We start from the raw sequence: 10,253 nt of genomic DNA on the forward strand, positions 1-10,253 counted from the left end.
GCTAAGAGGAACAGCCAAGCCTTACAGGAATCTGATGAATTCTGCGGCAACTTGGTTGAGCTTTCTACCCTGGACATGATTGCCCTGACGCAACCGGGGTCCCGCTAGCGGTGCGGAGCACCATCGACGGTTACCGATTGCCTAGGCGGGCCGTAGGTCTTGGAGGATGGATCCCATGAATTCCTCTGTTACCATCAACGACACCACCCTGCGCGATGGGGAGCAAGCGGCAGGGGTAGCCTTCCAAATCCCCGAGAAAATCTCCATTGCTGCCCTCTTGGATGCCATTGGCGTGCCCGAGATCGAGGTGGGGATCCCGGCCATGGGCGCCGTGGAAACGGAAGCCATTCGCGCCATGCTCAGCCTGGGGCTGCGGGCTCAGCTGCTGGGGTGGAACCGGGCTGTGCCCAGCGATATCCTCGCCTCTATTCGTTGCGGCCTCAAGCGGATCCACATCTCCGTGCCGGTCTCGGATCGGCAAATCGCTGCCAAGTTCCAAGGGGATCGCCCTCGGCTGCTGCGACAGTTGCGCCAATGCGTGGAGATGGCCTTGGAGCAAGGGCTGTGGGTCTCGGTGGGGGCAGAAGATGCCAGCCGCACCCCCCTGGAGCAGGTCATCGAGTTGGCCCAAATGGCCCAGAGCTGGGGCTGTCGGCGCTTCCGCTACTGCGATACGGTGGGCATTTTGGATCCTTTTAGCACCTACAAGCAGATTCGCCGTCTGGTGCAGGCCATCGATATCCCTGTGGAGATGCACACCCACGACGACCTGGGCATGGCCACTGCCAATGCCTTGGCCGGAATCCGCGCCGGCGCTCAGTCGGTAAACACCACCGTCAACGGCCTGGGGGAACGAGCCGGCAACGCCCCCCTGGAAGAGGTGGTGATGGCTTTGCGCTGCACCTTGGGGATCGATGTTGGGGTGGATACCCGCCGTTTGCGGGAGCTGTCTCAACAGGTGGCGCGGGCCAGCGGTGCTCCCCTCCCCCCCTGGAAGGCCATCGTTGGCGACAACGCCTTTGCCCACGAGTCGGGCATTCACGCTGCAGGGGTGCTGCGGGATCCCCAGACCTATGAGCCTTTCCCACCAGAAGCCGTGGGCGGCCAGCGGCGGCTGGTGTTGGGCAAACACTCCGGCCGGCATTTGCTGCTGCAAATCCTCAAGGAACACGGGATCCCTGTCGAGCAGATCCCACCTGGCCAGCTGGAAAAGCTCCTGGAACAGGTGCGGCAGCACGTCACCCACTGCAAGCATCCGATCCCACCGGCGGAACTGGCCCGTTATTGCCGCGCAACGCTGACGCAATGGGCGCAACACACTCCAGAACCCATCCCAGAGGAGAGCCATCCCGATGTTGTCTAACCGCTTGTCCGGAAAGGAAACTTCCAAATCTCAGGCCATTTTGGCAGCCGTGTCTCGACGGGCGCGCCAAGTAGGCCGCAGCCTAACCCGCCAAGAGCTTTGTCAGGTGCTGGCAGAAATCACAGGAGGTACCCCATGAGCGACGAACTGGAGCTGGATCGCCCTCCCCAATTTGAGCTGGGCGACAAAGTCCGCATCCGTAAGGTCATCCGCAACGATGGCACCTTCTTCGGCCAGCCGGTGGGGAAAATCTTGGCCGTTCCGGGCGACGAAGGTTACGTGATTTCCATTGGCACCTTTCTACAACGGTTTTACGTCTATGCCGTCCACTGCTTGGCCAAAGGCTTGGTGGTGGGGTGCCGTGCCCAAGAGCTGGAACTTGTGGAGAAAGGGCTATGAAAGTCATCCTGCACGAAAGTGCCTACGGGCATTTGATGGTCTACGTTCCCAAAAAAGATCTGGAAGAATCGGTTGTGGCCACCCGTTCAGAGGCCGGGGAAACCATTTTCACCTTGAGCAACGGTTGGGAATTGTCCATCCCGGAGCTGCCGGAGCCTTTGTCTCTGCCCAAGACGGTAGAGGCCAAACGCCTCTAGCCAACGGTTGGCTGAACAATTCAAGCAATTCTATTCCTATCGGCTCATCCCCGAAAGGGCTGAGAGAATGGGTTGAACTCAGCTGTGACATACTCCCATCGCTGACCCTACAGGTACAGCGTGGGCTTCGCGCTTCATCGGGGAGCCTTCGCAAGAACCCTCCACGCGCAGACACGGAATGCCCTACCGCGTAGTTGTACCAGATTCCGGCAACGCCGTTTTGTACAACTACTCCCATCATACACCATGTGGGGGTATCTGTATCCCGACACTGATGCTACGGTTACAGTGCGGGGCTTAGCTACCCCACGCCCCCACAAGCTAACAAGCTCCAAATACCCATGAAAAGGGTTGGATCCCCCATTACTTTGTATAGACAACCAGCCTATGGAGGGAGATGGCTTTTTATCCTCCTGGGGCTCCTGGTTCTTCTTTGCCTGGGAACCGTCTATTCCTGGAGCATTTTCCGCAAGCCTCTGGAAACAGAGCTGGGGATCGGGGCCAGTGAGAGCCTGCTGCCCTACACGGTTGCCCTCGTGTTCTACGCTACCCTCATGCCCATCACAGGGTTTGTCATCCCCCGCTGGGGATCCCGCCGAGTACTGGCTCTGGGGGGCAGCTTGGTGGGCCTGGGCTATGGGCTGGCCAGCTTCGCCCCCTCCATTGGGTGGATTGCCCTCTGCTATGGAGTCATTGCCGGCAGCGGTGTGGGAATAGCCTATGGAGTGCCAATGGCCGTGGCAGCCCGTTGGTTTCCCGATTGCAAGGGATTGGCGGTGGGGTCCACCATTATCGGCTTTGGCCTATCTCCCCTGCTCACTGCTCCCCTGGCCAACTGCTTGATCGAGGCACTGGGGGCTCGGCCTACGCTGCTGATTTTGGGGATCCTCTTCGCGGCAGTGATCCTGGGGATCGCAACCCAACTGAGATTTCCTCCTCCCGATTGGATCCCTTCCTCACCTTTTCCAAGAAAATCCACGAATGGCCCAGATCGCTCTCCGTTGACTTCTCGGCGCTCTCTCCCTCTGCTGAGAAACCCCTCCTTCTATGGCCTGTGGATCTGCTACGCCATCGGCACCCTGGTTGGTTTAAGCGCCATTGGGATTTCCGGCCCCGTGGGGGAAGAGCTGATCGGCCTGGATCCCCCTGCGGCTGCCAACAGCGTGGCTCTCTTCGCCATTTTCAACGGGCTCAGCCGTCCTCTGTTTGGCTGGTTGGCCGATCGCTTACATCCCCATCAGGTCACTACGGGCTCCTATGGGCTGATCCTGCTGGCCTGTGGGCTAATGCTCCTGCCTCCTCAGGGATCCCTTCTGGCCTACTGGGTAACTTTTTCCTTGCTTTGGTTTTGCCTGGGGGGGTGGCTGGCCATGGCTCCCGCCCTGACCCTGCGCTTGTTTGATCCCGAACGCTACGCCCAGAACTACGGCATTGTGTTTACCGCCTATGGAGTTGGGGCCTTGGTGGGAAAGATGATCGCGGGGCAAATTCGCGATAGGCTGGGCAGCTATAGCTATACCTTTTATGGGATGGCCGCCTTGGCGGTGGTGGGGATCTGGGTGGCCAACGTTTTTTTGAAAGAGAAGTTGTAGGAGCTTCAAGCCAGCGGGCACAGCAGGGATCCCATAAGTAGAGGCAGCAATCCCCTACTTCATACCCTCCACTGCAGGGCTGGGTGAACCAACTTAAAGACTTGCCCCCCCAAGGCAAGCAGTTTGGTAGAGTAGTACGGCTATTGCCGACAGATTGGGATCGTGGCGGAATGGTAGACGCTACGGACTTAAAATCCGTTGTTCCTCAAGAACGTGAGGGTTCGAGTCCCTCCGATCCCATCATCCCTTGATCCCTGTCTGTTCCAGCACCTCCAGCAAGTTCGAGATCCGAACCCAGGCATCTTCTCGATCCAAATCGGGGCTGGAAAGAAGAGCCACCAAAGCCGGATCACAAACAGGTGCTACCAAAGGGAAGTACCTTAACCCTGCCACCTGGGCAATGATCCAAAAATAGGGGAGCACTGCATTGCTGGGCAAGATCTCGATGACGGTGGTGCCGGGTGGACAAAAGGCGAGGTTGGTTAGGCCCGCCCCGTGGATCCCGATCACCGCCTCTGCCCCCTGCATCAGGGCTATTTGCTCTTGAAGAGAAAGGGTTTCCATTTGCACCGGTGCAAATCCCCAAGGGTGCAAACAGGCTAGCACCTCCGCTTCGTTGATCACCCGCCGCCAGCGGGCAGACCGACGGCTGATGTAAATCCGCCGCGGCTGCAGGGGGTCGATGGAGAAACTCGGCTGGGCCAGTTGCCGCAGCACCTCCAATCCCCTAGGCGTCAAGCACCCCACCGGAGCGCCTGCCGAGGGCACGATCAGGTTCTGGGCTTGCAGATGGGATCCCCCCAACTGCTCAAAGCTGAGGATGCGCTCGGCTGGGATCCCCAAAGCAGCCAAGCTCTGCACCTGAAAGGGCTTTCTTTGATACCCGTGGATCAAGATGGGGATGTCCTTTTCCAGGGCGCCCGACCGCTGCAGGATATCGAGGGCCGGCAGAATATCCACCATCCAGTGAAAGTAATTAACTGCCCCCAAGGGCAAAAGGGCAACGGGGCCATCCAGTGGGATCGGTGGGGGGAGATGGGGCAAGCCCAGCAGGGGGTGGTGTCGCAGGTGATCTGGCCTGTAGTCCCAGTCGAGGAACTCCGGCGGCGGCAAGCTCAGGGATAGATCGGCGAGCAATTCTCCCCGGCGGGTGAGCACCCCGCTGGCAAAGCTGGCGTAGAGGTGGCGGGGATAGTGGCCCACGTGGACGGATCCTCGGGGGATCTGGGCGACAAAGGTCTCTGCCAAGGGGATGCGCTGCGGGCGCAACTTTTGCAAAATGGCGGGATCAGCCGCAGGGGGCGCTTTCAGACAGAGAACCCCCCCTGGATCCAGCAGTTGGTAGTCCCCTTCGCCCGTGGCCTGATGCCACTGTCGGGTGGTGAGGTAGCCTTGGGTTGGCACTGGCCAGAAGTCAGTTGTAGGGGGAGTGCTCTGGGAAAAGGAGTCTGCTGGAGGGGCAACGCCTTCTGGAGCCCAACGCTGCCGCCAAGCCGAGTACAGCAGGCAATCGGGGCCCTCCCCTCTGCATGCCTGCTCCAGTCCAGACCGCAGAGGGCTTTCTCTGCCGCTGCCCTCGCACCACGCCTGCACCCAATTCCGTTCCGCTGCCACCGCTCGGCAAACCTTCTCCCAAGCCGCCTCAGGGTGAGCCAACCGCACTTCCGCTTCCGCCCAGTAGCTGTAGAGCTGCGCTGTCCCGGTGCCCCGCGCCTCAGCCGCCTGGAAACACCCCACAGCCTGAACTGGATCCTGCAGATCCAGCCACGCCAAGCCCATCTGTACCCAGGGATCCCCCCACTCAGGGCGCAGCCGCGCAGCCTCCTGCAGAGGGGAAATCGCCTCTCGCAAACGGCCCAGCTTCATCAGGGCCAAGCCCCAGCGCCAAAAACTCTCTGCCGCCGTCGGATCCTGCTGGCAAGCCCGCTCAAACCACTCCGCTGCCGCAGCCCACAGCCGGCTCCGCTCTTGGGTCAGGCCAATGCGGTGAGCAGCCAAAGCCTGGCCAGAAGACAGCTCCAGCCCAGAAAGCCCATCCCCCAACTCCAGAAGCTGCCGATACAGAGCTGCTGCCTGCGGCCAATGGCCCTTCTCCCACAGGCTTTCCGCCAAAGCCTGCAAGCTCCTCAGCAGGTGGTAGACGGCCTCGGATTCGGCCACCCCCCTCGCTTGCAGCATCGCCAAGCCCTCTTGCCACACCAGCTGCGCCTCCAGTTCCCGACCCAGCAGGAGATAGGCGGCTCCCAGCTCCCAATACAGCTCTGGAGAGGGGGATCCCTGCTCGAGCTGTTGCTGTAAAACCTGGGTAACGCGTTCGTAATGTCCCTGCTCCCAATCCTCAAGGAGAAAAGCGGAAGACAACAGATGGGAGGGTAGAGCTGGGTTGAGAGCCATGTCTTTGTGGATGAGAAACAGTGTTACAAACTGCAACAACCTCCCCACTCTGGGCCCGTGCCCCTAGTATTCTAGGCTTGGCTTCCCCCTCAGGGATCGGGCATCGATCCTTCTCAGCTCAGAGAGGGATGCTCCTCCAGTCGTGGGTCAGCCTCTTCACCCCCTTCGATGGCACTGTCCTCGGCCTTTGTCGGCAGTTTTTTCGATCAAAACGGAGTTTAAAAGATCGATGGGTATCAACGTATCCGCTGGCGCAGTCGTTTCCAACCCCCGTCTCTACCAAACCGTGCCTGTATCGACCATCTCCCAGGCGGAACAGCAGGATCGCTATCTGGGACGCACCGAGCTGGATCGCCTCGAGGACTTTTTCTCCAGCGGCCTGAAACGGCTAGAGATTGCCGAGGTCATTGCGGCCAATTCGGAAATCATCGTCAGCCGGGCAGCCAACCGCATCTTCACAGGGGGCTCGCCCATGGCCTATCTGGAGCGGCCAGAAGCGACCCAAGACGAGAAAGAAGCCTTCAAGCTGGGTACTGCCTTCTACGTGGAATCCACCGGCGGATTCATTGAGGCCATCCGCAACATCTTTAGCGCCAGCGGTGTGGAGATTCCCCCCAATTTCCGCCCCATCAACATCTCCCGCTACGGAGCTGCCAACATGCGCAAATCGCTGCGGGATCTGAGCTGGTTTTTGCGCTACGTCACCTACGCTTTGGTGGCCGGGGATCCCAGTATCATCGCCGTCAACACCCGCGGCCTGCGGGAGATCATCGAAAATGCCTGCTCCGCCGAGGCCACCATTGTCGCCATTCAAGAGATGAAGCGGGCAGCGGCTGGCTACTTCCGCAAAGATGCCGAAGCAGTTGCCATCATCAACCAATATTTCGATGTCTTGCTGAGCGAGTTCATCGCCCCCGCCCCTTCCGACAAGCTGCGGCAGCGCAATGCCAGCACCGCCGACGGCCTGCCCCTGCAGGGGCTGCAGCTACCCCAGGTTTACAACTTGGCTGCCGAGAAAGTTCCCGTTTTTGCCATGAAGCCGGGGCTGTCCAACGCCGAGAAAGAAGAAGTCATCAAGGCCGCCTATCGACAGGTGTTTGAGCGGGATATCCGCCGCGCCTACGGCCTCAAGCTTTCCGACCTGGAGTCGAAGGTGAAAAACGGCGAGATCTCCATGAAGGAGTTCATTCGCCGCCTGGGCAAATCGGAGCTGTATCGCAAGCAGTTCTACGAGCCTTACATCAACAGCCGCGTCGTGGAGCTGGCCTTCCGCCACTTCCTGGGGCGGGCTCCCGAAACCCGCGAGGAAGTGCAGACCTACTTCTCCATCATCTCCAGCAAGGGTCTGGCCGGCCTGGTGGACGCGCTGGTGGACAGCCGCGAGTACGGGGACTACTTCGGCGAGGAGACGGTACCCTACCTGCGCAAGCTGGGGATAGAAGCCCAAACCAGCGCCAACTGGGGGGCCAAATTCGACCTCTACACCTACGCTGCCCCCCGCCGCAAGGTGCCCCAGTTCATTACCCTCTTTGCCCGCTACAACCGGCCCCTGCCGGATCAGCATGCCTATGGCTCCGGCAATGACCCGCTGGAGATCCAATTTGGGGCCATCTTCCCCAAGGAAACCCGTTCCCTCAGCGCCCGCCCTGCTCCCTTCAACAAAGATGTCAAGCGCATCCTCATCCGGCGCGGCTTTGCCCTGACCAACGAGCGCACCAATCCCAAGGCAGTGGGGGATCCCGGCAGCCTTGGCCCGAAGGTTTTCAAGCTCACCCAAACTCCCGGCGATCGCAGCCGGCGGCTAGGGGTGCGGGCCGGCATTGTCGGCAGCGAGGGATCCACCCAGGCGGTGATCCGCGCCTGCTACCAGCAGGTGTACGGTTACATGCCCTACGAAGGCCAACGGCTGACCCGCTGGGAGATCAAGCTGGAGTCGGGGGAAATTCCTGTCAAAGAGTTTGTGCGCCAACTGGCCAAGTCGGATCTCTTCCGCAACAAGTACTGGTCCAGCTTGTATGTCTGCAAAGCCATCGAGTTCATCCACCGCAAGCTGCTGGGCCGACCCACCTACGGGCGCCAGGAGATGAACCGCCTATTTGACATCGCCTCCAAGCAAGGGTTCTACGCCGTCGTGGACGCCATCCTCGACAGCGAGGAGTACCAGCAGGTCTTCGGGGAAGATATCGTGCCCTATGAGCGCTACCTCACCCCCGGCGGTCTGGCGTTGCGGCGGATGCGGTCGGGATCCAGCGACATGGCTGTTGCAACCAAGCCCATTCGCACCGACGACGACATCCCTCTCTTTGTCAAGTTGGGTCAGCCTCGGGATATGCCTTCCGGCGAGCTGGAAATCCAGCGGCGGGCCCAGCAGGGGGTGCCCAAGGTACGCCAAGAGATCCCTGTCTTCAAGCTCACCAGCCTGGCCAACAAAGCGGAAGTCAACAACCTCATCCGCGCCGCCTACCGGCAGGTCTTCGAGCGGGATATGGACATCTACAACATCAGCGCCGAGCTCAGCTCTGCCGAGTCCAAGCTGCGCAACGGCGAGATCACCGTCAAGGAGTTCATCGAGGCCCTGGGGTGTTCCGAGCTGTACCGCTCCGAGTTCTATGCCCCCTATCCCAACACCAAGGTGATCGAGCTGGGCACCAAGCACTTCCTGGGCCGTGCACCCCTCAACCAGCAGGAGATCCGCAAGTACAACCAGATCTTGGCCACCCAGGGGGTGAAAGCCTTTGTGCGCGCCCTGCTGAACACCCAGGAGTATCGGGATCTCTTCGGCGAGGACACGGTGCCCTATCGCCGCTTCCCCACCTTGCCGGCGGCCAACTTCCCCAACACGCAGGAGCTGTACGGTCGCCTTACCAAGCAAAACCGCGAGCTGGTGGTGCCCAGCTTCAGCCCTGTGGGCAATGACCGCAGCTAGATATGGAGCTCTCAACCCCTTCTCTCCTTGCGGGAGAAGGGAAAGACAAATTAGCTCCACAAAGGCAGAGGAGACTGGGCTTCATAGCCCAGATGCCGTAGCGCAGCAGGGGTAACCACTCGACCCCGGGGCGTGCGCTGCAGGTAGCCGATCTGCAGCAGATAAGGCTCATACACTTCTTCAATGGTTTGGGGATCCTCACCCGTCACCGCGGCCATCGTCTCCAAGCCCACTGGCCCTCCACCGAACTGCTCCACCAGCACCGTCAGCAGCTTGCGATCGATCCAATCCAAACCCATGGGATCCACCTGGAACAGCTCCAGAGCGGCTGCTGCCACTTCTTGGCTAATGTGGCCATCCCCTCGCACCTGGGCGTAATCTCGCACCCGCTTGAACAGGCGGTTGGCAATGCGGGGCGTGCCCCGAGAACGGCGGGCGATCTCTGCAGCCCCTTCTGGATCGGTGGAGACATTTAAGAGGCGAGCCGTGCGCAGCACGATCTGCACCAGCTCGTGAGGCTCGTAAAAGTGCAGCCGTTGCACGTGGCCAAAGCGATCCCGCAGCGGAGAAGTGAGGGCGCCAATGCGGGTTGTGGCCCCGATGAGGGTAAAGCGTTCCAAGGGCAGAGAGGTGATGCGAGCAGAGCGACCTTTGCCAATGGTGATATCAAGACGAAAATCCTCCATCGCCGGATAGAGCAATTCTTCTGTAACCTTGGGCAGGCGGTGGATCTCGTCAATAAACAACACATCCCCCCGCTTCAAGCGCACCAAATACCCGGCAATGTCGCGGGGGCTCTCCAAAGCCGGCGCGGTGGTCATGTAGAACTGGGATCCCATTTCTGCCGCCAGCACTGCTGCCACCGTGGTTTTGCCTAGACCAGGCGGGCCGTAGAACAGCAGGTGATCCAGAGGCTCTTGGCGAGCGCGGGCCGCCGCAATGGCAATGGAGAGCACTTCTTTAAGTTCCGTCTGGCCAATATATTCCGCCAGGGTGCGCGGGCGCAGGGATTCTTCCTGGGCTTCGCCAGGGTGGGCTTGCGGCTGCAACAGGGCAGAGGGATCCGCTCCCCTTTCCCCAGCAAAGCTCAACTCTCTGCCTTCTTTTCTCCAGGCTGAAGACTTTTGCTGCCGCCGCTTGGGGCCCTCAGCGTTCTGGCCTGTATCCCGAGAAGAAATGATTGCCATATCCCTAAGTCACAGAGGCAATGGCCCCAATTTAACTCTAGAAAAGCTCTGGGAAAGATCACCCCAGCAAAGAGAACAAAAAAATCCCCCAGACCAAGCCGGGGGATCCACCAATGCTGTTGAAGCGTCAGGTCAGGCCATCAGCCACGCACCGCAGGCGCTACCTCCACCGCCGCCAAATCCAGCGGGAAGTTG

At 60.2% G+C, this 10,253-nt stretch carries 8 protein-coding genes and 1 tRNA gene; 7 read left to right on the forward strand and 2 right to left on the reverse strand.

The annotated features are described in order from the left end of the window. The first annotated feature begins 175 nt into the window (after positions 1–175). The 6 genes from nifV (at position 176) to ACVWYY_RS08085 (ending at position 3,791) form a co-directional block, all read left to right on the forward strand. Positions 176–1,363 (forward strand): homocitrate synthase, encoded by a 1,188-nt coding sequence (gene nifV / locus ACVWYY_RS08060; protein ID WP_457440183.1) that lies wholly within the window; start codon positions 176–178, stop codon positions 1,361–1,363. Further along, the gene (locus tag ACVWYY_RS08065; RefSeq protein ID WP_011432085.1) at positions 1,353–1,502 is read left to right on the forward strand and encodes a hypothetical protein; all 150 of its coding nucleotides are present in this window, start codon (positions 1,353–1,355) and stop codon (positions 1,500–1,502) included. The genes nifV and ACVWYY_RS08065 overlap by 11 nt, the downstream gene beginning before the upstream one ends. Next, entirely contained in the window at positions 1,499–1,762 is a 264-nt protein-coding gene (locus ACVWYY_RS08070) for a nitrogen fixation protein NifZ (RefSeq protein ID WP_011430646.1), read from the forward strand. The genes ACVWYY_RS08065 and ACVWYY_RS08070 overlap by 4 nt, the downstream gene beginning before the upstream one ends. After that, the gene (gene nifT / locus ACVWYY_RS08075; RefSeq protein WP_011430645.1) at positions 1,759–1,959 is read left to right on the forward strand and encodes a putative nitrogen fixation protein NifT; all 201 of its coding nucleotides are present in this window, start codon (positions 1,759–1,761) and stop codon (positions 1,957–1,959) included. Before ACVWYY_RS08070 ends, nifT begins: the two co-directional genes overlap by 4 nt. 335 nt (positions 1,960–2,294) lie before the next feature. Further along, positions 2,295–3,551 (forward strand): L-lactate MFS transporter, encoded by a 1,257-nt coding sequence (locus ACVWYY_RS08080; RefSeq protein ID WP_457440187.1) that lies wholly within the window; start codon positions 2,295–2,297, stop codon positions 3,549–3,551. Positions 3,552–3,707: 156 nt separating this feature from the next. Next, a tRNA-Leu gene (locus ACVWYY_RS08085) sits at positions 3,708–3,791 on the forward strand. Here ACVWYY_RS08085 and ACVWYY_RS08090 read toward each other — a convergent pair. Further along, positions 3,792–5,981, reverse strand: coding sequence for a glycosyltransferase 61 family protein (locus tag ACVWYY_RS08090; protein ID WP_457440185.1), 2,190 nt, complete (start codon positions 5,979–5,981; stop codon positions 3,792–3,794). A 193-nt stretch (positions 5,982–6,174) separates the two neighbouring features. On the opposite strand from ACVWYY_RS08090, the gene ACVWYY_RS08095 reads away from it, so the two are divergent. Further along, positions 6,175–8,871, forward strand: coding sequence for a phycobilisome rod-core linker polypeptide (locus tag ACVWYY_RS08095; protein WP_457403735.1), 2,697 nt, complete (start codon positions 6,175–6,177; stop codon positions 8,869–8,871). A 50-nt stretch (positions 8,872–8,921) separates the two neighbouring features. On the opposite strand, the gene ruvB is transcribed toward ACVWYY_RS08095, so the two are convergent. After that, a complete protein-coding gene (gene ruvB / locus ACVWYY_RS08100) occupies positions 8,922–10,058 on the reverse strand; it encodes a Holliday junction branch migration DNA helicase RuvB (protein WP_457388670.1) in 1,137 nt (378 codons plus the stop codon). Positions 10,059–10,253 lie beyond the last annotated feature (195 nt).

It is taken from the genome of Thermostichus sp. MS-CIW-34 (assembly GCF_054060435.1).

Excerpts from the sequence above, each read along its gene's own strand:
- nifT (WP_011430645.1), top strand. The coding sequence starts at position 1,759 with ATGAAAGTCATCCTGCACGAAAGTGCCTACGGGCATTTGATGGTCTAC.
- ACVWYY_RS08095 (WP_457403735.1), top strand. The coding sequence starts at position 6,175 with ATGGGTATCAACGTATCCGCTGGCGCAGTCGTTTCCAACCCCCGTCTC.
- nifV (WP_457440183.1), top strand. The coding sequence starts at position 176 with ATGAATTCCTCTGTTACCATCAACGACACCACCCTGCGCGATGGGGAG.
- ruvB (WP_457388670.1), bottom strand. The coding sequence starts at position 10,058 with ATGGCAATCATTTCTTCTCGGGATACAGGCCAGAACGCTGAGGGCCCC.
- ACVWYY_RS08065 (WP_011432085.1), top strand. The coding sequence starts at position 1,353 with ATGTTGTCTAACCGCTTGTCCGGAAAGGAAACTTCCAAATCTCAGGCC.
- ACVWYY_RS08070 (WP_011430646.1), top strand. The coding sequence starts at position 1,499 with ATGAGCGACGAACTGGAGCTGGATCGCCCTCCCCAATTTGAGCTGGGC.